Raw genomic sequence first — 23,689 nt, forward strand, 5'->3', positions numbered from 1 at the left:
GGGGCGTGCGGGCTCAGGCCTGGCCGCGACGGGCGCGCAGCTTCTGCAGCGCCTCCTCGAGCAGCTGCTCCGCCTCCTCGGGCGTGCGGCGCTCCTTCACGTACGCGAGGTGCGTCTTGTACGGCTCGGCCTTCGCGACCTGCGGCGGGTTGTCCTTGTCGCGGCCGGCGGGCAGACCCGTCGACGGCGAGTCGATGACCTCGGGGATCTCCTCCTCCGGCAGGTCTGCCGCGAAGTAGCGCACCGTCTCGTTGCCGAGGGCGTCCCAGTAGGAGACCGCGACGCGCTCGGCGTGGAAGCCGCGATCCTGCTCGCCCATGGGGCCCGCGCCGACGCGCGAGCCGCGGATGGCGCTGCCGCCGGAGGCCATCAGGCGGCTCCGTCGAAGCGGGTGATGACGCCGAGCACCGTGATCGACGAGATCCACGTGAGCACGAAGACGACGGTCAGGATGTTCAGGTTCCGCTCGGCGACGCCCGACGAGCCCATCGACGACGAGATGCCGCCGCCGAACATGTCGGACAGGCCACCGCCGCGGCCCTTGTGCAGCAGGATCAGCAGCGTCAGCAGCACCGACGTGATGCCGAGGATCACCTGCATGATGATCTGGAGGATCTCCACGTTCACCTCTCGTGGGAAGTCTGGTCGATCGATCAGTCTACCGCAGCGCCAGGGCACGCCCCAGCGCCACGGCGGTCGTCACGTGCCGACGTGATGGGTGAAGCGGCTGATGGCGGCGAACTCGACCGGGTCGAGGCTCGCGCCGCCGACGAGCGCGCCGTCGACGTCGGGCTGCCGCATGAAGCCGGCGATGTTCGCCGACTTCACGGATCCGCCGTAGAGGATGCGGGTCGCCGCGGCCGCCTCGTCGCCGCGCACGTCGGCGATCGCTGCGCGGATCGCCGCGCACACCTCCTGCGCCTGCTCGGCCGTGGCCGCCTGGCCCGAGCCGATGGCCCAGACCGGCTCGTAGGCGACGACGACGTCGCCCGCGGGCAGGTCCGCGAGGATCGCGCGGATCTGCTGCACGGGCACTGCGGACGCGCCGTGCTCCTCGAGGTCCTCGGCCGTCTCGCCGACGCAGATCACCGGCGTGACGCCGTGGCGCAGCGCAGCCGCAGCCTTCCGGCCGATGATCTCGTCGGTCTCGCCGTGCAGCTGGCGCCGCTCGGAATGGCCGACGATGACGTAGCGGCAGTCGAGGCGTGCGAGGAAGACGGGGCTGATCTCCCCCGTGTAGGCGCCGGAGTCGTGCTCCGAGACGTCCTGGCCGCCGTAGGCGATGTCGAAGCGCTCGGCCGCGACGAGCGACTGCACGCTGCGCAGGTCCGTGAAGGGCGGGAAGACCGCGACCTCGGCGTCCTCGACGTCGTGCTTCGCGTCCTGCAGGGTCCAGGCGAGCTTCTGCACCACCCGGATCGCGTCGAGGTGGTCGAGGTTCATCTTCCAGTTGCCTGCGATGAGCGGGGTGCGCGTCACCATCCGAGTGCCTCCAGTCCTGGCAGGCGCTTGCCCTCGAGGAACTCGAGGCTCGCGCCGCCACCGGTCGAGATGTGGTCGAAGTCGGCGTCGGCGAAGCCGAGCTGCCGCACGGCCGCGGCCGAGTCGCCGCCGCCGACGACGCCGAGGCCGTCGACCTCGGTGAGCGCCTGCGCGACGGCCTTGGTGCCGCTCGCGAACGCCGCCATCTCGAACACGCCCATGGGCCCGTTCCAGAAGACGGTGCGCGACGCCGCGATGCGGCGCGCGAAGTCGTGCGCGGTGTCGGGACCGATGTCGAGGCCGATGCCGGCGTCGCCGAACGCGCTCGACTCGATCGCGTCGGCTGCGACGGTCTCGTGCGCGGCGTCGGCATCGAACGCCTCCGCGACCACGACGTCCGTCGGCAGCACGATCTCGACGCCGGACGCCTCGGCCTGGTGCAGATAGCCCCGCACCGTCTCGAGCTGGTCCGACTCGAGCAGGCTCTTGGCGACGCCGTGGCCCTGCGCGGCGAGGAAGGTGAAGAGCATGCCGCCGCCGATGAGCAGCTGGTCGACGCGCGGCAGCAGGTGCTCGATGACGCCGAGCTTGTCGGAGACCTTCGAGCCGCCGAGGACGACGGTGTAGGGATGCTCCGGCTCGTCGGTGAGGCGCGACAGCACGTCGAGCTCCGCCGCGACGAGCAGGCCCGCGGCGCTCGGCACGAGGCTCGCGACCTCGTACACGCTCGCCTGCTTGCGGTGCACGACGCCGAAGCCGTCGGAGACGAACGCGTCGGCGCCCTGCGCGAGCGCCTGCGCGAACGCGAGGCGCTCCGCCTCGTCCTTGCTCGTCTCGCGCGCGTCGAACCGCAGGTTCTCGAGCAGCACGATCTCGCCGTCGCCGAGCGCCGCGCGCTTCGCGGCCGCGTCGTCGCCGACGGTGTCGCTCGCGAACGCGACGTCGGTGCCGAGCAGCTCGCCGAGCCGCGCGGCCACCGGCTCGAGCGACGACGCCGGGTCGGGTGCGCCGTCCGGACGCCCGAGGTGGGACATCGCGACGACCCGCGCACCGGCGTCGAGGAGGCGGCGCAGCGTCGGCACCGAGGCCGCGATGCGTCCCTCGTCGCCGATGACGCCGTCCTTCAGCGGCACGTTCAGGTCGCAGCGCACCAGCACGGTGCGCCCTGCGAGGTCCCCGAGGGACTCGAGCGTCCGGACCGGCATCAGAGCTTCGAGCCCACGTAGCTCGTCAGGTCGACGAGGCGGTTCGAGTAGCCCCACTCGTTGTCGTACCAGGCCGAGACCTTGACGAGGTTGCCGATGACGGAGGTGAGGCCCGAGTCGAAGATCGCCGAGTGCGGGTTGCCCTGGATGTCGCTCGACACGAGCGGCTCGTCCGAGTACTGCAGCACCGACGAGAGCGGTCCGGACTCGGCCGCCGCGCGGTACGCCTCGTTGATCTCGTCGACCGTGAGGCCGTCGCGCGTCACGAGCGTGAGGTCGACGATCGAGCCCGTGGGCACGGGCACGCGGTACGACGAGCCGTCGAGCAGGCCGTTCAGCTGCGGCAGGACGAGGCCGATCGCCTTCGCGGCACCCGTCGACGTCGGCACGATGTTGATCGCCGCGCCGCGCGCACGGCGCAGGTCCTTGTGCGGGCCGTCCTGCAGGTTCTGGTCGGCGGTGTAGGCGTGGGCCGTCATCATGAAGCCGCGCTCGATGCCGAACGCCTCGTGGAAGACGCCCGCGAGCGGGGCGAGGCAGTTGGTGGTGCACGACGCGTTCGAGATGACGTGGTCGCTCTCGGGGTCGTAGTCGCCCTCGTTGATGCCCATGACGAACGTGGGAGCGGGATCCGACGCGGGCGCGGAGATGATGACCTTCTTGGCACCGGCCTCGAGGTGCTGCGAGGCGGCGGCGACCTTCGTGAAGATGCCGGTCGACTCGATGACGACGTCGGCGCCCAGGTCGCCCCACGGCAGCGCCTTCGGGTCGCGCTCCGCGAGGGCGCGGAACGTCTGGTCGCCGACCGTGATCGTCGAGCCGTCGCTCGAGACGGGCACGTCGAGGACGCCGCCGACCGAGTCGTACTTGACGAGATGCGCGAGCGTCGCGTTGTCGGTGAGGTCGTTCACGCCGACGATCTCGATGTCGGCGCCCTGCTCGAGCGCCGCACGGAGGAAGTTGCGACCGATCCGGCCGAAGCCGTTGATGCCAACCTTGGTGGTCATTCCTGCTCCCTGGAGGTGGGGTGGGGGTGATGCGGGAGGCCCGTCGCTCTCTCGTACTCGGGCCTCCCGCGGGGTGGTTCAGAGGGTGATGAGGCCCTGGGTCTTCGTGCGCGCCGCCTCGAAGCGGGCCTGCGCGTCCTGCCAGTTCACGATGTTCCAGAACGCCTTCACGTAGTCCGCCTTGACGTTGAGGTAGTCGAGGTAGAACGCGTGCTCCCACATGTCGAGCATGAGGATCGGCTGCGTGCCGACGGGCACGTTGCCCTGCTGGTCGAACAGCTGGAACACGTTGAGGCGCTCGGCGATCGAGTCCCACGCGAGGACGGACCAGCCGGAGCCCTGGATGGCCGTGGCGTTCGCCGAGAAGTGCGCCTGGAACTTCGCGTAGTCGCCGAAGAACTCGGCGATGGCCGCCGCCAGCTCGCCCTCGGGCTCGCCACCGCCGTCGCCGGAGAGGTTGTTCCAGAAGATCGTGTGGTTCGTGTGCCCACCGAGGTGGAATGCGAGGTCCTTCTCGAGCTTCGTGATCGAGCCGAACTCGCCGGCGTCGCGCGCGGCGGCGAGCTGCTCGAGCGCGGCGTTCGCACCGTCGACGTACGTCTTGTGGTGCTTGTCGTGGTGCAGCTCCATGATCTTGGCGCTGATGTGGGGCTCGAGCGCCGCGTAGTCGTAGGGCAGCTCGGGCAGGGTGTAGACGGTCATGCGTGTCTCCTTCGATCGTCGAACGGTGAGTCGCGTACGTCTCGTACAGCGATCCTATCCGCGCGGATGTTCCCGCGACGGGGGCTGGATCCCGGCTCAGTCGAGCTCGGGCACGGCGGACTCGGTGTCCGGGATGCCGCGATCCTCGGCCGTCTTGTCGGCGAGCGCGAGCAGCCGTCGGATGCGGCCGGCGACGGCGTCCTTCGTCATCGGCGGATCCGCGCGCCGACCGAGGTCGTCGAGCGACGCGTCGCGATGGTCGAGCCGCAGCCGCCCCGCGTACGCCAGGTGCTCGGGCACCTCGGGCCCGAGGATCTCGAGCGCGCGCTCGACGCGGGCGCACGCGGCGACCGCCGCCTGCGCGCTGCGGCGCAGGTTCGCGTCGTCGAAGTTGACGAGCCGGTTGGCGTTCGCGCGCACCTCGCGCTGCTGCCGCAGCTGCATCCAGGACTCGACGGTCTCCGTCGCACCCATGGCGGTGAGGAGTCGCGAGATCGGCTCCGTGTCGCGCACGACGACGCGGTGCACGCCGCGCACCTCGCGGGACTTCGCCGGCACGCCGAGGCGCTGCGCCGCGCCGACGATCGCCATCGCCGCCTCGTTGCCGGGGCAGGCGATCTCGAGCGCGGCGGACCGACCAGGGTCGGTGAGCGAGCCGTGGGCGAGGAAGGCGCCGCGCCAGATGGCGGCGAGATCCTCGAGCGATCCCGTCGTCAGCCGGTTCGGCAGCCCTCGCACCGGGCGGCGACGCGCGTCGAGGAGGCCGGTCTGGCGGGCGAGCGTCTCGCCCTGCGCGACGACGCGCACGAGGTAGGCCCGCTGCCGCGATCCGCCCGAGATCACCGCGATCTCGGCGCGCACGCCGTACAGGTCGAGGAGGTCGCGGCCGAGGCGACGCGCGATGGCGGCGGACTCGACCTCGCTCTCGACCGCGACGCGGCCGGAGATGACGTGGAGCCCGCCCGAGAAGCGCAGCAGGGAGGCGACCTCCGCTGCTCGCGCCTGCGGTCGCTGCACGCGCACGCGCGCGAGCTCCTCCTTGACGTCGTGCGTCAGGGTCACGTCACTCCCTTCCCAGGTCTCGGTGTCGCACCGTCACCGCGACGCCGGACTCGGCGAGGCGGGCGGCGAGGTGCTCGGACATCGCGACGGAGCGGTGCTTGCCGCCCGTGCATCCGACGCCGAGCACGGCGTATCGCTTGTTCTCGCGGGCGTAGCCGGCGAGGACCGGCCGGAGCGCCTGGAGGTAGGCGTCGGCGAACTCCGCCGCCCCCTCCTGCGCGAGCACGTAGTCACGGACCGCCTCGTCGAGGCCCGTGTGCGACTTCAGCTCCGGCTGCCAGAACGGGTTCGGCAGGAAGCGCATGTCGGCGATGAGGTCGGCGTCCGGCGGCGTGCCGTACTTGAAGCCGAAGGAGAGCACCGTCAGGCGCACCTGATCCTCCGGCCCGCGGGAGAACCGGTCGCGCACGCGCGTCGTGAGCTCGTGGACGTTGATGTCGCTCGTGTCGAGCAGCACGTCGGCGAGGTCGCGGATGCCGGACAGGCGCGCGCGCTCCGTGCGGATGCCGTCGAGGATCGTGCCGTCGCCCTGCAGCGGATGCGGGCGCCGGACCTGCTCGAAGCGGCGCACGAGCGTGGCATCCGAGGCCTCGAGGTAGACGACCGTGATCGGCATCTCGGTGCGCAGGGTCTCGATGAGCCGCATGGCGTCGTCGAAGAGCACGCCGCCGCGGACGTCCACGACGATCGCGAGGCGCTGCAGCTGCTCGGACGCGGCGGGCGCGACGTCGACGAGCTGCCGGAGCATGACGGGCGGCAGGTTGTCGACCACGTAGTAGCCGAGATCCTCGAGCGCGTTCGCGACGGTCGACCGACCAGCACCGGACATCCCGGTGATGATGAGCACCTCGCGCGCAGTCACGATCCCCCTCGTCCTTCGCCCTCCACCGTATCGGTTCTCAGCGAGGCGAAGACATGCTCGGCGAGCGTCGGCCCGATGCCCTTGACCTCGGCGATCTCCTCCGGCGACGCGGCGCGCACGCGCTTCGCGGAGCCGAAGTGCTTGAGCAGCCGGCGCACGCGCTCCTCCCCCAGCCCGGGGATCGCCGAGAGCTCGCTCTGGATCGCGCTCGAGCGCTGCTGGCGCTGGAACGTGATGGCGAAGCGGTGCGCCTCGTCGCGCAGCCGCTGCACGAGGTAGAGCGCCTCGCTCGTGCGCGGCAGGATCACGGGATGGTCGTCGCCGGGCAGCCACAGCTCCTCGAGCCGCTTGGCGATGCCGGCGATCGCGATCGACGCGCCCGCCTCGCGCACGGCGCGCGCGGCGGCGGCGACCTGCGGCTGGCCGCCGTCGACGAGCAGCAGCTGCGGCGGGTACGCGAAGCGCGATCGACCCTCGGACGCCTCCGGGTCGCCCTCGACGAGGTAGCGCAGGCGCCGCGAGAGCACCTGGTGCATGGCGTCGGTGTCGTCGGCGGCCTGCGCGACCTTGAACTTGCGGTACTGGTCCTTGCGCGGCAGCCCGTCCTCGAAGACGACCATGGAGGCGACGATGCCCGTGCCGCCGAGGTGCGAGACGTCGAAGCACTCGATGCGCAGCGGCGCCTCGTCCATGCCGATCGCCTCCTGCAGGTCGGCGAGGGCCGCCGAGCGCGAGCCGTAGTCGCTCGTGCGGCGCGTCTTCGCCACCTGCAGCGCGTGGGAGGCGTTCGCCGTCGCCGAGTCGGCGAGCGTCTTGCGATCGCCGCGCTGCGGCACCCGCAGCCGTACGGCGCCGCGCAGCCCGTGCGCCTCGCGGCGCTCGCCGAGCCAGACCTCGACCTCCTCGGCGCTCTCGGGCAGCGTCGGCACGAGCACGTCGCGCGGCGGCGGGTCGTCGGACTGGTAGGCGACGCGGAGCATCTGGCTCGACAGCTCCGCGGGCGTCATGTCGAGCTCGGTGTCGACGACCCATGACCGCGTGCCGCGGATGCGGCCGCCGCGGACCGAGAAGAGGTGCACGGCCGCCGACAGCTCGTCCTGCACCGTGCCGAAGACGTCGGCGTCGATGCCGTCGGAGAGCACGACCGACGTCTTCGACAGCACGTTCTCGAGCGCGAGCATCTGGTCGCGCAGCGTCGCGGCGCGCTCGAACTCCTCGCGCGCGCTCGCGCGCTGCATCGCCTCGCGCACCTCCTCGACGACGCGCTCGTCGCGGCCGCCCATGAACTCGGCGAGGTCCTCTGCGATCGCGCGATGCTCGGCCTTCGTGACGCGGCCGACGCACGGTGCCGAGCACTTGCCGATGTCGCCGAGCAGGCACGGGCGGTTCGAGCGCTCCGCCTTGCGATAGGTCGCCTGCGAGCACGTGCGCATCGGGAACGCCTTCAGCAGCACGTCGAGCGTCTCGCGGATCGCCCACGTCTTCGCGTAGGGCCCGAAGTAGCGCGCGCCGCGGATGTCGTGGTTGCGCGTCACCATCGCCCGCGGCACCTCGTCGCCGAACGTCACCGCGAGGTACGGGTACGACTTGTCGTCGCGGAACTGGACGTTGAACGGCGGCTCGAACTCCTTGATCCACGTGTACTCGAGCTCGAGCGCCTCGAGCTCGGAGCCCACGATCGTCCACTCGACGCGCGATGCCGACAGCACCATGCGTCGCGTGCGCTCGTGGAGCGATCGCAGCGGCTGGAAGTAGTTCGACAGCCGCTGCCGGAGGTTCTTCGCCTTGCCGACGTAGAGCACGCGCTCGTGCTCGTCGCGGAACCGGTACACGCCGGGCCGGGTCGGGATCTCGCCCGGCCGCGGCTTGTACGGGACGGTGTCTGCCATCGAGGGGATGCTCCTCGTGCCTAGAGGATCTCGGCGAGGAACCTGCCGGTGTGGCTCGCCTCGATCGTCGCGAGGTGCTCCGGGGTGCCCTGGCCCACGAGGGTGCCGCCGCCCGAGCCTCCCTCGGGTCCGAGGTCGATGATCCAGTCGGCCGACTTGATGACGTCGAGCGAGTGCTCGATGGTCAGCACGGTGTTGCCCTTCTCGACGAGGCTGTCGAGCACGGCGAGCAGCTTGCGGACGTCCTCGAAGTGGAGGCCCGTCGTCGGCTCGTCGAGGACGTAGATCGAGCGACCGTTCGATCGCTTCTGCAGCTCGGTCGCGAGCTTCACGCGCTGCGCCTCGCCGCCCGACAGGGTCGTCGCCGACTGCCCCAGGCGCACGTAGCCGAGACCCACGTCGACGAGCGTCTTCAGGTAGCGGTGGATCGACGAGATGGCCTCGAAGAACTCGGCCGCCTCCTCGATGGGCATGTCGAGCACCTCGGCGATCGACTTGCCCTTGTAGTGCACCGAGAGGGTGTCGCGGTTGTACCGAGCGCCCTCGCAGACCTCGCACGCGACGTAGACGTCGGGCAGGAAGTTCATCTCGATCTTGATGGTGCCGTCGCCCTGGCAGTGCTCGCAGCGGCCGCCCTTGACGTTGAACGAGAAGCGTCCGGGCAGGTAGCCGCGGGTCTTCGCCTCGGTCGTCTCGGAGAAGAGCACGCGGATCTTGTCGAAGACGCCCGTGTAGGTCGCCGGGTTCGACCGCGGCGTGCGGCCGATGGGCGCCTGGTCGACGTGCACCACCTTGTCGAGGTGCTCGAGGCCCGTGACCCGGCGGTGCCTCGCGGGCACCTGCTTGGCGCCGTTGAGCCCGTTGGCGAGCACCTTGTAGAGGATGTCGTTGATCAGCGAGGACTTGCCGGAGCCCGACACGCCCGTGACGGCCACGAAGACGCCCAGCGGCACGTCGACGTCGATGCCCTGCAGGTTGTTCGCGCGCGCGCCCTCGATGCGGAGCATGCGCTCGGGGTCGACGGGACGCCGCGCGGCCGGCACCGCGATGGCCTCGCGACCGGCGAGGAAGTCGCCGGTGATCGACGCCGCATTCGCGAGCAGCTCGTCGTACGTGCCCGAGTGCACGATCTCGCCGCCGTGCTCGCCGGCGCGCGGCCCGACGTCGACGATCCAGTCGGCCGTGCGGATGGTGTCCTCGTCGTGCTCGACGACGATGAGCGTGTTGCCGAGGTCGCGCAGGTTGACGAGCGACTCGATGAGGCGCCGGTTGTCGCGCTGGTGGAGGCCGATCGAGGGCTCGTCGAGCACGTAGAGCACGCCCGTGAGGCCCGAGCCGATCTGCGTCGCGAGGCGGATGCGCTGCGCCTCGCCGCCCGAGAGCGTGCCTGCGGCACGGGAGAGCGAGAGGTACTGCAGCCCGACCTGGATGAGGAACGACAGGCGCGCGCGGATCTCGCGCAGCACGGCGGCTGCGATCTTCGCCTCGCGCTCGGTGAGGTCGAGCGTGTCCATGAACGCGGCGGCGTCGGCGAGGCTCATCTCGGTCACCGACGAGATGGAGTGACCGTGGACGAGCACGGCGAGCACCTCGGGCATGAGCCGCGCGCCGCCGCAGTCGGGGCACGGGATCTCGCGCAGGTACTCCGCGTGCTTCGAGCGCGACCAGTCGCTGTCCGCCTCCATGAACTTGCGGTGCACGTAGGGCATGAGGCCCTCGTAGCCCGAGTTGTACGAGAGCGTGCGGCCGTACCGGTTGCGCCACTTGACCGTCACGTTGCCCTCGGAGCCGCGCAGCACGACCTCGCGCACGTCGTCCGGCAGCTCGGCCCAGGGCGTGTCGAGCGAGAAGTCGAGCTCCTTCGCGAGGCCCTTCATGAGCCGCTCGAAGTACGTGTAGAGCCCCTTGCCCGTCTGCGTCCACGGCAGCAGCACGCCCTCCGCGATCGACAGCGCCGGATCGCCGAGCACGAGGTCCTCGTCGACGGCCATCCTCGTGCCGAGGCCGTCGCACGTCTTGCACGAGCCGAAGGGCGCGTTGAACGAGAACGTGCGCGGCTCGATCTCGGTGAGCGTCACCGGGTGCCGGTTCGGGCACGACAGCCGCTCGCTGAACGTGCGGGTGCCCGCGGGCGTCTCGTCGTCGACGAAGTCGATCGTGACGAGGCCGTCGGCGAGGCGCAGCGCGGTCTCGAGCGAGTCGGTCAGGCGGGTGAGGATGTCGGGGCCGGCGACGAGGCGGTCGACGACGACGGCGATGTCGTGCTTCACCTGCTTCTTCAGGGCGGGCGCCTCGGCGAGCTGCACGACCTCGCCGTCGATGACGGCGCGCGAGTAGCCGGTCGCGACGAGGTTGCGGATGAGGTCGGCGAACTCGCCCTTCTTCTGCTGCACGACGGGCGCGAGCAGCTGGTAGCGCGTGCGCTCGGGCAGCTCCATGAGCTCGTCGGCGATCTGCTGCACCGTCTGGCGCTGGATGCGCTCGCCGCAGACCGCGCAGTGCGGGATGCCGATGCGCGCCCACAGCAGGCGCATGTAGTCGTAGACCTCGGTGATGGTGCCGACGGTCGAGCGCGGGTTGCGGTTCGTCGACTTCTGGTCGATCGACACGGCGGGGCTCAGGCCCTCGATGAAGTCGACGTCGGGGCGGTCGACCTGGCCGAGGAACTGGCGCGCGTAGGCCGAGAGCGACTCGACGTAGCGGCGCTGGCCCTCGGCGAAGATCGTGTCGAACGCGAGCGAGGACTTGCCGGATCCGGACAGGCCGGTGAAGACGACGAGGGCGTCGCGCGGGATGGCGAGGTCGACGTCCTTGAGGTTGTGGACGCGCGCGCCCTTGACGCTGAGCTGCGGCGTGTCGGGGTCGAGCGAGGACGTCACGGCGCGGTGGGAGGCGATGTCGACGGTCACCTGACGAGCCTACGTCCGACCTCCGACACGCACGCCCCGGTTCGCCCCGGGCGCAGCGACGGGGCCGGCGCTCGGCCGGCCCCGTCGCGACGCGACGCCCTGGCGCTCAGGACTGCGCCTGCGCGGCCTCGGCCGCGGCGAGCTCGCTCGAGGCGGACTCGCCCGCGATCGTGCCGGATGCGTCCTCGAGGTGCGCGCGCAGGAACCACTGGAACTGCTCGAGGCCGCGGATCTGCTCCACGGCGATGTCCTCGCTCATCGCGTCGATCTCGCCCAGGCGCGCCTGCGCCGTGCGGTAGTCGGCGATGACGCCGTCGTAGACGAGGTTGAGCGCCGCGATGTGCGCCTGGGTGGGCGCGCGGTGCACCGAGTAGTCGTCCCACGAGCGGTCGGCGACGAGGGCGCCGGGCAGCCCGTTGGGCGAGAGCCCGAGGGTCGCGATGCGCTCGGCGAGGTCGTCGACCCAGCCGCGCACGAGCTCGATCTGCGGGTCGAGCATCTCGTGCACGGCGATGAACTGCGGGCCGACGACGTTCCAGTGCGCGTGCTTGAGCGTGAGCTGGAGGTCGTTGAGCGCGTGCAGGCGGTCCTGCAGGATGCGCGCCGCCTCGTGGCCCTCGTCGATCGAGAGGCCGGGGACGGTGTACGCGGCCTCGTCGAGCTTCGAGCTGGTGACGTTCGTCATGGGGAAGGCTCCTTCTCATCGGTCCTCCCCCACCGTGCCAGCGCGGCGACGCGTCCGCTCGGCCTTGACGCGAGCGGTCGCGAGCGTCCTGGGCAGGGCTTCAGCCGATGCTGCCCAGCGCGTCGCCGACCGCGACGGCGGCGCCCTCGTCGACCCCGCGGGTGAGGACGCCCGCGCGATGCGCGACCACCGTCGTCTCCATCTTCATCGCGTCGACGACCGCGACCGCGTCGCCCTGCGCCACCTCGGCGCCGTCGTCGACGAGCCAGCGCACGAGGGTGCCGGGCACGGGCGCGTCGAGCGCCGCCGCGTCGCCGGTCGGCGCGCCGGTCGTGCCCGCCCGGTCGCCCGCACCGGCAGCCGCGGCCAGCAGCCCGTCGGGCAGGCCGAGCACGACGCGGCGCCCGTCGACCTCGATCGCGACGCGGCGCAGCACGGAGGCGTCGGGAGTCGCCGGACGCAGCTGCGGCTCGAGACGCGGCATGAGCTCCGCCTCGATCCACTGCGTCGACACCGCGAACGACTCGGTCGCGAACGCGGGCTCGTCGAGCACGGCGAGCGCGAACGGCGCGACGGTCGCGACGCCGCCGACCTCGAGCTCGCCGATCGCGCGACGCAGGCGCGTCAGCGCCGCGTCGCGGTCGCTCGCATGCACGACGAGCTTCGCGACGAGCGAGTCGAACGCGGGCTCGACGCGGTCGCCGGCCTCGACGCCCGCATCCCAGCGCACGCCGGGACCGCCGGGAACGCGCAGCACGTCGATCGTGCCCGGGCTCGGCAGGAACCCGCGCCCCGGGTCCTCCGCGTTGACGCGCAGCTCGATCGCGTGGCCGACCGGCGCGGGCGTGGCGTCGAACGACATGCCGAGCCCGTCGGCGATGCGCAGCTGCTCGCGCACGAGGTCGACGCCCGTGACGACCTCGGTGATCGGATGCTCGACCTGCAGTCGCGTGTTCACCTCGAGGAACGCGATCGTGCCGTCGCGCGCGAGCAGGAACTCCACGGTGCCCGCGCCGCGGTAGTCGACGGCCGCGCAGATGTCGCGTGCCGCGACGTGGATGCGCTCGCGCTGCGCAGGCGTGAGGCCGGGCGCGGGCGCCTCCTCGATGACCTTCTGGCTGCGGCGCTGCAGCGAGCAGTCGCGGTCGCCGACGACCACGACGGTGCCGCGCCCGTCGCCGAGCACCTGCGCCTCGACGTGCCTGGGGTGCTCGAGGTAGCGCTCGACGAAGCACTCGCCCCGGCCGAACGCTGCCGCGGCCTCGCGGGACGCCGCGGCGAAGGCCTCCGGCACCTCCTCGAGCGTCCGCGCGATCCGCATGCCGCGCCCGCCGCCGCCGAACGCGGCCTTCACGACGACCGGCAGGCCGTGCTCGCGGGCGAAGGCCACGGCCTCGTCCGCGTCGGCGAGCGGGCTGTCGGTGCCCGCGGCGAGCGGTGCGCCGACCTCGATCGCGATGCGGCGCGCCGAGACCTTGTCGCCGAGCGCCTCGATGCTCTCGGGGCTCGGCCCGATCCACGTCATGCCGGCCTCCTCGACGGCGCGCGCGAGCTCGGCGCGCTCCGAGAGGAAGCCGTAGCCGGGGTGCACGGCGTCGGCGCCCGCCTCGCGTGCCGCGGCGAGGATCGACGGGATGTCGAGGTAGGTGTCGGCCGCGGTCGCGCCGTGCAGCGCGATCGCGGCGTCGGCGACGCGCACGTGCATCGCGTCGACGTCCTGGTCGGCGTACACCGCGACGGAGCGGATGCCCGCCTCGGCGCAGGCGCGCGCGATGCGCACGGCGATCTCGCCGCGATTGGCGATGAGCACGGTCTGGATGGTCATGCGTCGTCCTTCTCGTCATGGATGCGCAGGCGCACGCGTGCGCCCGGCGGCAGCTGGCCGGCGAGGTCGAGGTCGGCGTCGACGACGGCGCCGACGATCGGGTAGCCGCCCGTGAGCGGATGGTCGGCGAGGAAGAGCACGGGCTGGCCGTCGGGCGGCACCTGGATCGCGCCCGTGACGGCGCCCTCGCTGGGCAGCTCGCCCTCCACGACGCGCTCGAGCGGAGCGCCTGCGAGCCGCACGCCGACGCGGTCGGAGCGCGGCGTGACCTCCCACGACTCGCTCGTGAGCCGCGCGATCGCCGCGGGTGCGAACCAGTCGTCGCGGGGACCCAGCACGATGCGCAGCAGCAGCTCGTCACCGGGCGCGGGCAGCGCGGGGGCCGGCGCGGCCTCCGGCGCGACGGCGGACGGCGCCGCCGCCGGTCCGTGCAGCGGCACGACGCTCCCCGCCGTCAGCGGGGCCGGGCCGAGGCCCGCCAGCGTGTCGGTCGCCACGCTGCCGAGCACGGGCTCCGCGGCGATCCCGCCCCGGATGCCGACGATGACGCGCAGGCCCGCGCGCACGCCGCCGATGCGCAGCTCGTCGCCGTCGTCGAGGGCGAGGGGCGCGCCGTGCACGACGGCGGCCGACCCCGCGGCGCCCTCGACGGTCGCGTCGGCGAGCCCTCCGGCGAGGGCGACGACGGCGGGTCCCCGCGCGCGCAGCACGGCGCCGCCGCCCGCGAGCTCGAGCACCGCGGCGTGCGCATCGTTGCCGACGGCGCGGTTGACGGCGCGCATGGCGCCGCGATCCGCGACGCCCGACTGGCTCACGCCCATCGCAGCCATCGACGGCCGGCCGAGGTCCTGCACGAGGAGCTGCAGGCCCGGTCGCACGACCTCGAGCGCGTGCGTCGCGACGACGGCGGGCGGCTCGGGCGGCGCGAGGGCCACGAGCTCGCGCTCCACGCGCTCGAACCGCACCGCGGCCCCCGGCTGCAGCAGCGCGGGCGGCTCGCGGTCGAGGTCCCACATCCGCGCATCCGTGCGCCCGATCAGCTGCCAGCCGCCGGGGCTCTCGCGCGGGTACACGCCCGAGAACGCGCCGGCGAGGCCGACGGAGCCCGCGGGGATGCGCGTGCGCGGGCTCGAGCGGCGCGGAACCTGCAGGCCGGGGTCGTCGCTCACGAGGTACCCGAATCCGGGCGCGTAGCCCGTGAAGGCGACCGACCACGCCGCCGCCCGATGGCGCGCGACCACGCCCTCGGGCGACGTCGACAGCAGCGCCGCGACCTCCTCGAGGTCCTGGCCGTCGTAGCGCACCGGGATCGTCACGACCGCGTCGCTCGTCGTGCGCCGATCGGAGGGCTCGACGGCGAGGAGCGCGGCGGCCAGGTCGCCGGCGGCGATGGCGCGCGGGTCGAAGCGCACGAGGATCGTGCGGGCGGCGGGCACGAGCTCCGTGACGCCGAGCAGCGCCGCCTCGTGCAGGCGCGGCAGCAGGCGCATCGACTCGTCGAGGTCCGCAGCCTCGACGAGCAGCGCCGTGTCGGCGGCGGTGCGGATGCGGGTCATGCCGCGTAGGCCGCGTCAGGGACGTCGAGCACGAGCATGCGACCGGGTGCGTGCGTGATCGCGAACGGCGGACGCGAGGCCATGATCGCCGCCTGCGGCGTCACGCCGCATGCCCAGAACACCGGCACCTCGCCGTCGCGCACCTCGGGGGCGTCGCCGAAGTCCGGGTGGTCGAGGTCGACGCCGAGCGCGGCGGGATCGCCGACGTGCACGGGCGCGCCGTGCACTGCCGGGTAGCGACCGGAGATGGTGACGGCGTCGGCGACGCGGTCGGCCGGGATGGGGCGCATCGAGACGACGAGCTCGCCGGAGAGCCGACCGGCCGGCGTGCACGCGCGGCCGGTGCGGTACATCGGCACCGTGCGACCGAGCTCCTGATGGCGGATGGGGATGCCCGCGTCGGCGAGGCCCGCCTCGAAGGTGAACGAGCAGCCGATGAGGAAGGCGACGAGCGGCTGCTCGGCCCACGCCGCGGTCGCATCCGTCACCTCCTCGGCGAGCTCGCCGTCGCGCCAGACGCGGTACGAGGGGATGTCGGTGCGCAGGTCGGCGCCCGGCGCGAGCCGCGGCTCGACGACGCCCGCCTCGACGACCTCGAGCACGGGGCACGGCTTGGGGTTGCGCTGGGCGAAGAGCAGCGTCTCGAACGCCCAGTCCTCGGGCACGGCGATGAGGTTGGCCTGCACGAGCCCGTGCGCGACGCCGCTCGTCGTCGCGACGAGCCCGTCGCGGTAGGCGGCGCGCGCCTCGCGCGCCTCGCGCAGCTGCGCCGCGGTCGCGACGATCGTCACGAGCGGCCCCCCGCGAAGGGCGCGATCGTCACGCCGGCCGCCTCGAGCGCCGCCCGCGTCGCCTCGGCCATCGCGATCGCGCCGGGGCTGTCGCCGTGCACGCAGATCGACTCGGCGCGCACCGCCACCTGCGACCCGTCGATCGCCTCGACGACGCCCTCCTCGGCGAGCCGCACCATCCGCGCCGCGACCGCGTCCGCGTCGTGGAGGACCGAGCCCTCCACGGTGCGCGACACGAGCCGGCCGTCGGGCGCGTATGCGCGATCGGCGAAGGCCTCCGCCGCCGTCTCGAGACCTGCCGCCTCGGCGACGTCGAGCACGACGCCGCCCGCGAGGCCGAGGAGCACGAGCGAGGGATCGACGGCGCGGACCGCCGCGACGACGACGCGAGCCTGCCGCTCGTCGTGCGCGATCGTGTTGTAGAGCGCCCCGTGCGGCTTGACGTAGACCATGCGGCCGCCCGCCGACGACGCGAGGGCGCCCAGCGCGCCGAGCTGGTACTCGACCTGCGCCTGCAGCGGCGCGTCGTCGACGTCCATCGCGCGTCGACCGAAGCCCTCGTAGTCGCGGTAGCCGGGATGCGCGCCGATCGCGACGCCCCGGGCCGCCGCCTCCACGAGCGTCTGCCGGATGCCCTCGGGGCTGCCGGCGTGGAAGCCGCAGGCGACGTTGGCGCTCGTCACGACGCGCAGCATGGCCGCGTCGTCGCCGACGATGCGGTCGGGGACGTTCTCGCCGAGGTCGGAGTTCAGGTCGATCGTGGGCACGGTGGGGTCCTTCCTATGCGCCGATGCCGAGGAACGCGAAGATCGGGCCGATCGAGACGGCGCCCATGTACCAGGTGAGGGCCGTCGCGAGCGTGCCGACCACGAGCAGCCAGCGCGGGTAGCGGTAGCCGCCGAGCACGTCGCGCTGCCGGAACCAGCCGATGTACATGAAGATCGTGAGGCCGATGGGCAGGATGAGGCCGTTGAACCCGCCGACGAAGACGAGCAGCGCCGCCGGCGCCGTGCCGACGAGCAGGTAGACGACGAGCGAGACGACGATGAAGGCGACCGTCGTGAGCTGCAGCGGCCAGCCGCCCTGCAGCGTCCTCGAGAAGGCCGAGAGGAACGTCGCCGACGTGTAGGCGGCGCCGATGACGGACGTGATCGCGGCGGCCCAGAAGATGAAGCCGAAGATGCGGAAGCCGGCGTCGCCGAGGACGGCGGCGAAGGCGGCTCCGGCCGGGTTCGCGCCCTGGCCCGACACGTCGAGGACGACGCCGGACGCCACGACGCCGAGGATCGCGAGGAAGAGCACGTACCGCATGACGCCCGTGACGAGGATGCCCTGGAACGACGCACGGTGGACGTCCTTGACGTGCTCGGGGCCCGTGAGCCCGGACTCGAGGTACCGGTGGGCGCCGGCGTACGTGATGTAGCCGCCGACGGTGCCGCCGACGATCGTCGTGATCGTCGCGAAGTTCAGCTCGTCCGGCACGAACGTCTGCCGGAACGCGTCGCCGATCGGCGGCGCCGACGCGATGGCGACGACGACGGTCATGACGATCATGCCGAGGCCGAGCACCATCACCACGACGTCGACGACGCGGCCGGCGCGCTTGAACAGGAAGATGCAGATCGCGAGGACGCCCGTGACGAGACCGCCGATCTTGGCGTCGAGGCCGAGCAGGGCGTTGAGCCCGAGGCCGCCACCGGCGATGTTGCCGATGTTGAACGCGAGGCCGCCGATGACGATGAGCACGGCGAGCACGTGGCCGGAGAACGGCACGGCGCTGTTCGCGAGATCGCCCGCGCGCTTGCCGGACACGGTGATCATGCGCCAGATGTTCATCTGCACCGCGAGGTCGATGAGGATCGACACGAGGATCGCGAAGGCGAAGGCCGCGCCGAGCGTCGCGGTGAACGTCGCCGTCTGGGTGATGAAGCCCGGCCCGATCGCCGACGTCGCCATGAGGAAGATCGCGCCGAGGATGGGCCCTCGTCGTCGCCTGGCGAACTCCTTGGCGCGGTCGGCGGGGGTCTGCTCGGCGGTGTGCTGCGCGTCGGTCATCACGATTCCCATCGTCATCGGTGGGCTCTGGCGTCACGGGTGCGGCGCGAGACAGAGCCTACGGTTCGTGGGACAGCATGGCAATGATTGTTCAACAATGCGTGGCGAGGGTGTTTCAATCCTGTTGCGGATGCGCCGACGATCCTGATGCATCCGACGTAGCATCGGGAGCATGAGCGACCCGAGCCTCGCCGACGCGCTGCGCGAGCGCATCATCGCGGGCGAGTTCGCGCCCGGCGAGCGCCTGTCGGAGGCGGCGCTCGCGGCTCGCCTCGACGTGTCGCGCAACACGCTGCGCGAGGCGTTCCGCGTCCTCGCGCAGACCGGACTCGTCGAGCACGTGCCGAATCGTGGCGTGTCGGTCTCCTCCCCCGCGACCGCCGACGTCGTCGACATCTACCGGGCGCGGCGCCGCATCGAGTGCGGCATCGTGCGCGACGCGTCGCCGTTGCACCCTGCGGTCGCCACGATGCGGGCCGAGCTCGAGCGCGCCGAGTCCGCGGTCGCGGCAGGCGACTGGTCGAGCGTGGCGAGCGCGAACACCGGCTTCCATCGCGCGCTCGTGGCGCTGTCCGACAGCCCCAGGCTCGAGCGCATCCACGAGCAGCTGCTCGCCGAGCTGCGGCTCGCCTTCCTCGCCATCGCGGACTTCGAGTCGCTCCACCGGCCGTTCGTCGATCGGAACCGCCGGGTGCTCGAGGCGCTCGTCGAACGCGGCGCCGAGGCCGCCGCCGACGAGCTCGAGGCGTACCTCACCGAGTCGGAGCGGCTCGTGCTCGGCGCCTACGCGCGCCTCGGTCGCGCCTGACGCGCGGCTCCGAGGCTCAGCTCGCCTCGCGCAGCTGGCGCAGGTCGCGCTTGAGGTCGTGCAGCTCGTCGCGGATGCGTGCGGCGAGCTCGAACTTCAGCTCCGCCGCCGCCTCGGCCATCTGCGCCGTGAGGTCGGCGATGATCTGCTCGAGCTGCGCCGGGCCGTCGAGGCTCGACCGGTCGTTCGCGAGCCGCGGCGTCGGCGCACCGCGCCGGGCGCCCGAGAGCAGCTCGGCCGTGTCGGCCTCCTCGCGCGCGAGCATCGCCGTGATGTCGCCGATCCGCTTGCGCAGCGGCTGCGGGTCGATGCCGTGCTCGGCGTTGTACGCCTGCTGGATCTCGCGCCGGCGCTCGGTCTCCTCCATCGCGTTGCGCATGGAGTCGGTGATGGTCGAGGCGTACATGTGCACCTCGCCCGACACGTTGCGCGCCGCACGGCCGATCGTCTGGATGAGCGACGTCGACGAGCGCAGGAAGCCCTCCTTGTCGGCGTCGAGGATCGCGACGAGCGAGACCTCGGGCAGGTCGAGGCCCTCGCGCAGCAGGTTGATGCCGACGAGCACGTCGAAGACGCCCGCGCGCAGCTGCGTCAGCAGCTCGACGCGGCGCAGCGTGTCGACGTCCGAGTGCAGATAGCGCACCCGCATGCCCGCGTCGGTGAGGTAGTCGGTGAGCTCCTCCGCCATGCGCTTCGTGAGGGTCGTGACGAGCACGCGCTCGTCGCGCTCGGCGCGCACGCGGATCTCCTCGAGCAGGTCGTCGATCTGCCCCTCGACGGGCTTGACGACGAGCCTCGGGTCGACGAGGCCCGTCGGTCGGATGATCTGCTCGACGATCGTGTCGGCGCGGTCGCGCTCGTAGCTCGCGGGCGTCGCCGAGAGGTACACGACCTGGCCGACGCGGTCGAGGAACTCGTCGAACTTCAGCGGCCGGTTGTCGAGGGCCGAGGGCAGACGGAACCCGTGCTCGACGAGCGTGCGCTTGCGGCTCGCGTCGCCCTCGTACATCGCGCCGATCTGCGGCACGGTGACGTGGCTCTCGTCGATGACGACGAGGAAGTCCTCGGGGAAGTAGTCGAGCAGGCAGTCGGGCGCCTCGCCCGCCTCGCGGCCGTCGATGTGGCGGGAGTAGTTCTCGATGCCGGAGCAGAAGCCGATCTGCTCCATCATCTCGAGGTCGAACGTCGTGCGCATGCGCAGACGCTGCGCCTCGAGCAGCTTGCCCTCCCGCTCGAGCTGCGCGAGCCGCTCGTCGAGCTCGGCACGGATCCGCTCCATGGCGCGATGCATGCGCTCGGTGCCCGACACGTAGTGGCTGCCGGGGAAGACGGAGACGGCGTCGAGCCGCTGCAGCACCTCGCCTGTGAGGGGGTGCAGCGTGGAGAGCGACTCGATCTCGTCGCCGAAGAGCTCGATGCGGATGGCATGCTCCTCGTACATCGGGATGATCTCGATGGTGTCGCCGCGCACGCGGAACGTGCCGCGCTGGAAGGCGACGTCGTTGCGCTGGTACTGCATGCTCACGAAGCGACGCAGCAGGTCCTGCCGGTCGATGCGCATGCCGACCTGCAGCGCGATCATCGCCTCGAGGTACTCGGCGGGCGAGCCGAGGCCGTAGATGCAGGAGACCGTCGAGACCACGACGACGTCGCGGCGCGAGAGCAGCGCGTTCGTCGCCGAGTGCCGCAGCCGCTCGACCTCGGCGTTCAGCGACGAGTCCTTCTCGATGAAGGTGTCCGTCTGCGGCACGTAGGCCTCGGGCTGGTAGTAGTCGTAGTACGAGACGAAGTACTCGACGGCGTTGTTCGGCAGCAGCTCGCGGAACTCGTTGGCCAGCTGCGCCGCGAGGGTCTTGTTGTGCGCGAGCACGAGCGTCGGACGCTGCACGGCCTCGACGAGCCACGCGGTCGTCGCCGACTTGCCGGTGCCGGTCGCGCCGAGCAGCACGATGTCGGTCTCGCCGCGGTTCACGGCGGCCGCGAGCTCGGCGATCGCCTTCGGCTGGTCGCCGGAGGGCTCGTAGTCGGACTCGACCTTGAAGGGCCGCACCGCGCGCGTGGGTTCCATGCCCTCGAGCCTAGGAGCGACCTCCGACGCCGGCCGCATCCTGGCGGTACGCCTCGAGCGATCGGGCGGGCTCCATCCGCCAGCCGCCCGTGATGCGACGGACGGATCCGCGGGCGTCGAACTCGTAGCGGATCGGCTCGCCCACCGCGCCGAAGCCGCCGTCGTCGTCGACGCGCAGCGTGGTCTCGTCGAGCACCGTGAGGCGCTGCGCCTGCGCCATCGGATGCGTGGCGCTCGGCGGGATCGCGTAGAGCGCGTCGCCGAGGCGCACGACGTCGAGGAGGCTCCACGGGCTCTGGAACCGGCCCGTGAAGCGCATGAGGTCGACGCGTCGGGCGCCGCGGACGGGCTCCATCGACGCCGAGCCGTGCTCGGGCACGTCGTGGCCGGAGGCCATCGCGAGGTCGTCGACGTCGCGCCGCTGCGTGGCCATGAGGATCTCGACGATGCCCTCGGCGATCTCGGCCGCCGGGCCGTCGATCGCGTTCGTCAGGACGCTCACGGCCATGCCGAGCCGCGGCTCGAAGAGCGTGCGCGTCAGCTGGCCGGGCCACGCGCCACCGTGGCCGAGCCACGTGCGCCCCGCGATCTCGCGGCGCTGCAGCCCGAGGCCGTACCCGGCGGGCACGCCGTCGCGATCGATCGTCGACCAGTGCTGCTGCGCCATCCACCGCTTCGTGCGGTCCTCGAGCAGCTCCCCCGAGCCGAGGAAGTGGGCGGCGGCGAACCGGGCGAGCTCGGCCGCGGTCGACGTCACGCCCGTCGCCGCCGCGAGCGAGCCCGACGTCGGGCTCTCGAGCACCCCGCGCGTCATCGACGTGAGCAGCCCCGAGTGCGACGCGACGTGCTTCGCGCTCTTGCGGGCGTCCACGTCGGGGACCGTGCGCGTGAGCCCGAGCGGTCGCACGATGCGCTCGCGCACGGCGTCCTCGTAGCGCGAGCCCGTCACGGCCTCCACGACGAGCCCGAGCACGCCGTAGCCGACGTTCGAGTACTTGAAGCGCGTCGCGCTCGGCACGACGTCCAGCGGCTCGGCGAGGATGGCGTCGAGCTCGAGCGCGTCCGGGAACGGTCGCTGCAGCGACCAGAACGTCGAGTCGGCGGAGTCGCGCGTGATGCCCGCGCCGTGGCTGAGCAGCTCGCGGATCGTCACGTGCTCGGCGCCCGTCCCGAGCAGCTGCGGCACGTGGACGCTCGCGGCGTCGTCGAGGCGCAGCCTGCCCTGCTCGACGAGCTGCAGCACGACGGTGGCGGCGAGCATCTTCGAGTGGCTCGCGACGCGGAACTGGTGCGTCGCCGTGAGCCGCTCCCCCGTGGTCACGTCGGCGACGCCGAACGCCTTCGACATCCGCAGGGCGCCGCCGAACCAGATCGCCACCTGCGCGCCGGGCGTGCGCGTGCGCCACACGCGGTACTCGATCCAGCTGACGAGGTAGTCGAGCGCCGCACGTGCCGCCATCGTCGCGTCCGAGTCCCTCACCATGCCGTCCCCTCCTCGATCGCGCGCCACAGGGCGTCGACCTGCGCGATCGTCTCCTCCATCGTGCCCGACGTGTCGACGACGACCGTCGCGACCGCGAGCCGCTCGTCGTCGCTCGCCTGCGACCGCACGCGTCGCTCGGCGTCCTCGCGGCCCACGCCGCGCAGCTCGACGAGCCGCGCGACGCGCTGCTCGGCCGGCGCGTGCGCGACGACGATCGCGTCGAAGTCGTAGGGCACGCGCGCCTCCACGAGCAGCGGCACGTCGTAGACGACGACGGCGTCCGGATCGTCGGCGTGCACGGCGATGCGCTCGGCGACCAGCGCCTGGATGGCCGGATGCGTGATGCGCTCGAGGTCGCGGCGCGCGTCGGCGTCGGCGAACACGATCGCGCCGAGCGCCGCGCGGTCGAGCGCGCCGTCGGCGAGCACGTCGTCGCCGAAGCGCTCCGCGATGCGCGCGAGCGCCGGCGCTCCGGGCTCGACGACCTCGCGCGCGACCCGGTCGGCGTCGATGACGATGGCGCCGTGCTCGGCGAGCCGAGCGGCGACGGTGGACTTGCCGGCGGCGATGCCGCCGGTGAGGCCGATGAGTCGCATCCGCCCATCATCCCAGGTCGCGCGCACCCGCCGCCGCTAGCATCCCCCTGGACGGACGATCACGAGAGGTCGGGAGGCCAGGGATGCTCGAGCTGCTCACCGGATCGGGCCTCGCGGCCGCCGCCGGCATGAACGCCTACGTCCCGCTGCTGGCGGTCGGCGTCGCCAACCGCTTCCTGCCGGAGATCCTCGCGCTGCCCGAGGGCTGGCAGTGGCTGTCGAACGAGTGGGTGCTCGGCATCGTCGCCGTGCTGCTCGTCGTGGAGGTCGTCGCCGACAAGATCCCGGCGGTCGACACCGTCAACGACGTCCTGCAGACGGTCGTGCGCCCGGCCTCCGGCGGGCTCGTCTTCGGCTCGTCCTCGACGGCGTCGACGGTCGCCGTCACCGATCCCGCCGCGTTCTTCGAGTCGAACCAGTGGGTCCCGGTCGTCATCGGCGTCGTCATCGCCCTCGCGGTGCACGGCACGAAGATGGCGGTGCGACCCGTCGCCAACGTCGTGACGGGCGGCACCGCCGCACCCGTCATCTCGACGTTCGAGGACGTCGGCGCCGTCGGCATGACGGTGCTCGCGATCGTGCTGCCCGTCCTCGTGATCGTCGCCCTCGTCGCCCTCGTCGCGATCGCCGTCGCGGTGGTGCGGCGCGGGCGACGCGGCACGGGCGCGCCCGCGCACGAGCCCGGAGCGCCCAGCACGGCGTAG

Annotated in this window: 21 protein-coding genes; 2 read left to right on the forward strand and 19 right to left on the reverse strand. The window is 72.4% G+C overall.

The window, feature by feature from the left end:
• Window positions 1-13: 13 nt before the first annotated feature.
• The 16 genes from C1N71_RS07335 to C1N71_RS07410 form a co-directional block, all read right to left on the reverse strand.
• Entirely contained in the window at window positions 14-370 is a 357-nt protein-coding gene (locus tag C1N71_RS07335; protein WP_137755794.1) for an RNA polymerase-binding protein RbpA, read from the reverse strand.
• A complete protein-coding gene (gene secG / locus C1N71_RS07340) occupies window positions 370-621 on the reverse strand; it encodes a preprotein translocase subunit SecG (RefSeq protein ID WP_137755795.1) in 252 nt (83 codons plus the stop codon). The genes C1N71_RS07335 and secG overlap by 1 nt, the downstream gene beginning before the upstream one ends.
• 78 nt (window positions 622-699) lie before the next feature.
• Entirely contained in the window at window positions 700-1,482 is a 783-nt protein-coding gene (gene tpiA / locus C1N71_RS07345; RefSeq protein WP_137755796.1) for a triose-phosphate isomerase, read from the reverse strand.
• Window positions 1,476-2,687 carry a phosphoglycerate kinase gene (locus tag C1N71_RS07350; protein ID WP_137755797.1) on the reverse strand — a complete coding sequence of 404 codons (1,212 nt, stop codon included), beginning with the start codon at window positions 2,685-2,687 and terminating at the stop codon, window positions 1,476-1,478. The genes tpiA and C1N71_RS07350 overlap by 7 nt, the downstream gene beginning before the upstream one ends.
• Entirely contained in the window at window positions 2,687-3,694 is a 1,008-nt protein-coding gene (gap, locus tag C1N71_RS07355; protein ID WP_137755798.1) for a type I glyceraldehyde-3-phosphate dehydrogenase, read from the reverse strand. The genes C1N71_RS07350 and gap overlap by 1 nt, the downstream gene beginning before the upstream one ends.
• Window positions 3,695-3,772: 78 nt before the next feature.
• Complete coding sequence (locus C1N71_RS07360) at window positions 3,773-4,396, reverse strand: superoxide dismutase (RefSeq protein ID WP_137755799.1); 624 nt, start codon at window positions 4,394-4,396, stop codon at window positions 3,773-3,775.
• Window positions 4,397-4,492: 96 nt separating this feature from the next.
• Complete coding sequence (gene whiA, locus C1N71_RS07365; protein ID WP_137755800.1) at window positions 4,493-5,458, reverse strand: DNA-binding protein WhiA; 966 nt, start codon at window positions 5,456-5,458, stop codon at window positions 4,493-4,495.
• 1 nt (window position 5,459) lies between these two features.
• Window positions 5,460-6,287: an RNase adapter RapZ gene (gene rapZ, locus C1N71_RS07370; protein WP_137757254.1), complete on the reverse strand. Its 828-nt coding sequence runs from the start codon at window positions 6,285-6,287 to the stop codon at window positions 5,460-5,462.
• A gap of 29 nt (window positions 6,288-6,316) precedes the next feature.
• A complete protein-coding gene (gene uvrC / locus C1N71_RS07375; protein WP_137755801.1) occupies window positions 6,317-8,209 on the reverse strand; it encodes an excinuclease ABC subunit UvrC in 1,893 nt (630 codons plus the stop codon).
• A 20-nt stretch (window positions 8,210-8,229) separates the two neighbouring features.
• Window positions 8,230-11,088: an excinuclease ABC subunit UvrA gene (uvrA, locus tag C1N71_RS07380; RefSeq protein ID WP_137757255.1), complete on the reverse strand. Its 2,859-nt coding sequence runs from the start codon at window positions 11,086-11,088 to the stop codon at window positions 8,230-8,232.
• Window positions 11,089-11,224: 136 nt separating this feature from the next.
• Entirely contained in the window at window positions 11,225-11,803 is a 579-nt protein-coding gene (locus C1N71_RS07385) for a Dps family protein (protein ID WP_137755802.1), read from the reverse strand.
• Window positions 11,804-11,903: 100 nt separating this feature from the next.
• A complete protein-coding gene (locus C1N71_RS07390; RefSeq protein ID WP_254678138.1) occupies window positions 11,904-13,628 on the reverse strand; it encodes an acetyl/propionyl/methylcrotonyl-CoA carboxylase subunit alpha in 1,725 nt (574 codons plus the stop codon).
• Window positions 13,625-15,184 carry a carboxyltransferase domain-containing protein gene (locus tag C1N71_RS07395; protein ID WP_137755803.1) on the reverse strand — a complete coding sequence of 520 codons (1,560 nt, stop codon included), beginning with the start codon at window positions 15,182-15,184 and terminating at the stop codon, window positions 13,625-13,627. Before C1N71_RS07395 ends, C1N71_RS07390 begins: the two co-directional genes overlap by 4 nt.
• Window positions 15,181-15,975 (reverse strand): putative hydro-lyase, encoded by a 795-nt coding sequence (locus C1N71_RS07400; protein WP_175414145.1) that lies wholly within the window; start codon window positions 15,973-15,975, stop codon window positions 15,181-15,183. The genes C1N71_RS07395 and C1N71_RS07400 overlap by 4 nt, the downstream gene beginning before the upstream one ends.
• Window positions 15,972-16,742 (reverse strand): LamB/YcsF family protein, encoded by a 771-nt coding sequence (locus C1N71_RS07405; protein WP_137755804.1) that lies wholly within the window; start codon window positions 16,740-16,742, stop codon window positions 15,972-15,974. The genes C1N71_RS07400 and C1N71_RS07405 overlap by 4 nt, the downstream gene beginning before the upstream one ends.
• A 13-nt stretch (window positions 16,743-16,755) precedes the next feature.
• The gene (locus C1N71_RS07410) at window positions 16,756-18,030 is read right to left on the reverse strand and encodes an NRAMP family divalent metal transporter (RefSeq protein WP_137755805.1); all 1,275 of its coding nucleotides are present in this window, start codon (window positions 18,028-18,030) and stop codon (window positions 16,756-16,758) included.
• Between the two features lie 172 nt (window positions 18,031-18,202).
• Between C1N71_RS07410 and C1N71_RS07415 the strand changes: the two genes are divergently transcribed.
• The gene (locus C1N71_RS07415; RefSeq protein ID WP_137755806.1) at window positions 18,203-18,838 is read left to right on the forward strand and encodes a GntR family transcriptional regulator; all 636 of its coding nucleotides are present in this window, start codon (window positions 18,203-18,205) and stop codon (window positions 18,836-18,838) included.
• A 16-nt stretch (window positions 18,839-18,854) separates the two neighbouring features.
• On the opposite strand, the gene uvrB is transcribed toward C1N71_RS07415, so the two are convergent.
• From uvrB to coaE, 3 genes are read right to left on the reverse strand one after another with little or no spacing between them, the layout of a single operon-like run.
• Window positions 18,855-20,906 carry an excinuclease ABC subunit UvrB gene (uvrB, locus tag C1N71_RS07420; protein ID WP_137755807.1) on the reverse strand — a complete coding sequence of 684 codons (2,052 nt, stop codon included), beginning with the start codon at window positions 20,904-20,906 and terminating at the stop codon, window positions 18,855-18,857.
• Between the two features lie 10 nt (window positions 20,907-20,916).
• Window positions 20,917-22,389 carry a serine hydrolase domain-containing protein gene (locus tag C1N71_RS07425; RefSeq protein ID WP_137755808.1) on the reverse strand — a complete coding sequence of 491 codons (1,473 nt, stop codon included), beginning with the start codon at window positions 22,387-22,389 and terminating at the stop codon, window positions 20,917-20,919.
• The gene (gene coaE / locus C1N71_RS07430; protein ID WP_137755809.1) at window positions 22,383-22,985 is read right to left on the reverse strand and encodes a dephospho-CoA kinase; all 603 of its coding nucleotides are present in this window, start codon (window positions 22,983-22,985) and stop codon (window positions 22,383-22,385) included. The genes C1N71_RS07425 and coaE overlap by 7 nt, the downstream gene beginning before the upstream one ends.
• Window positions 22,986-23,068: 83 nt before the next feature.
• Here coaE and C1N71_RS07435 point away from each other — a divergent pair, with 83 nt between their 5' ends.
• Window positions 23,069-23,689: a DUF4126 domain-containing protein gene (locus C1N71_RS07435; protein WP_137755810.1), complete on the forward strand. Its 621-nt coding sequence runs from the start codon at window positions 23,069-23,071 to the stop codon at window positions 23,687-23,689.

This window comes from Agrococcus sp. SGAir0287, from assembly GCF_005484985.1.
Classification (GTDB): Bacteria; Actinomycetota; Actinomycetes; order Actinomycetales; family Microbacteriaceae; genus Agrococcus.

Coding starts and splice junctions, on each gene's coding strand:
- C1N71_RS07335 (WP_137755794.1), bottom strand. CDS start 370: ATGGCCTCCGGCGGCAGCGCCATCCGCGGCTCGCGCGTCGGCGCGGGC.
- tpiA (WP_137755796.1), bottom strand. CDS start 1,482: ATGGTGACGCGCACCCCGCTCATCGCAGGCAACTGGAAGATGAACCTC.
- C1N71_RS07350 (WP_137755797.1), bottom strand. CDS start 2,687: ATGCCGGTCCGGACGCTCGAGTCCCTCGGGGACCTCGCAGGGCGCACC.
- gap (WP_137755798.1), bottom strand. CDS start 3,694: ATGACCACCAAGGTTGGCATCAACGGCTTCGGCCGGATCGGTCGCAAC.
- C1N71_RS07360 (WP_137755799.1), bottom strand. CDS start 4,396: ATGACCGTCTACACCCTGCCCGAGCTGCCCTACGACTACGCGGCGCTC.
- rapZ (WP_137757254.1), bottom strand. CDS start 6,287: ATGTCCGGTGCTGGTCGGTCGACCGTCGCGAACGCGCTCGAGGATCTC.
- uvrC (WP_137755801.1), bottom strand. CDS start 8,209: ATGGCAGACACCGTCCCGTACAAGCCGCGGCCGGGCGAGATCCCGACC.
- C1N71_RS07385 (WP_137755802.1), bottom strand. CDS start 11,803: ATGACGAACGTCACCAGCTCGAAGCTCGACGAGGCCGCGTACACCGTC.
- C1N71_RS07390 (WP_254678138.1), bottom strand. CDS start 13,628: ATGACCATCCAGACCGTGCTCATCGCCAATCGCGGCGAGATCGCCGTG.
- C1N71_RS07395 (WP_137755803.1), bottom strand. CDS start 15,184: ATGACCCGCATCCGCACCGCCGCCGACACGGCGCTGCTCGTCGAGGCT.
- C1N71_RS07410 (WP_137755805.1), bottom strand. CDS start 18,030: ATGACCGACGCGCAGCACACCGCCGAGCAGACCCCCGCCGACCGCGCC.
- C1N71_RS07415 (WP_137755806.1), top strand. CDS start 18,203: ATGAGCGACCCGAGCCTCGCCGACGCGCTGCGCGAGCGCATCATCGCG.
- uvrB (WP_137755807.1), bottom strand. CDS start 20,906: ATGGAACCCACGCGCGCGGTGCGGCCCTTCAAGGTCGAGTCCGACTAC.
- C1N71_RS07425 (WP_137755808.1), bottom strand. CDS start 22,389: ATGGTGAGGGACTCGGACGCGACGATGGCGGCACGTGCGGCGCTCGAC.
- coaE (WP_137755809.1), bottom strand. CDS start 22,985: ATGCGACTCATCGGCCTCACCGGCGGCATCGCCGCCGGCAAGTCCACC.
- C1N71_RS07435 (WP_137755810.1), top strand. CDS start 23,069: ATGCTCGAGCTGCTCACCGGATCGGGCCTCGCGGCCGCCGCCGGCATG.